Genomic DNA, 217 nt, shown 5'->3' with positions numbered 1-217 from the left:
CGCGGGATGCTCCTATGGATGTCAAGCGGCCACAGGAAGATCTTGTGATGCGCTGGAGGCGGTGAGGATCTTGTAGATCTCCCGGGCCACGTAGCGTTTGAGGCAGCGGATGATCTCTTTCTTGGACTTGCCTTCGGCCGTGCGGCGCTCGACGTAGGCCTGGGTGGCCGGGTCCCAACGCAGCCGGCAGAGCACGACGCGGTAGAGCGCGGCGTTG

The 217-nt window shown here is 64.1% G+C and carries 1 pseudogene; it reads right to left on the bottom strand.

What is annotated here, in order from left to right:
* Positions 1–21: 21 nt before the first annotated feature.
* Positions 22–217: pseudogene (locus AC559T_RS18660) on the bottom strand (IS110 family transposase); the annotation flags it as partial.

The sequence above is a fragment of the Frankia sp. Hr75.2 genome, from assembly GCF_949319125.1.
Classification (GTDB): Bacteria; Actinomycetota; Actinomycetes; order Frankiales; family Frankiaceae; genus Parafrankia; species Parafrankia soli.
Note: the sequence above shows the minus strand (reverse complement) of the source record. Positions and strands in the feature narration are given on the sequence as shown.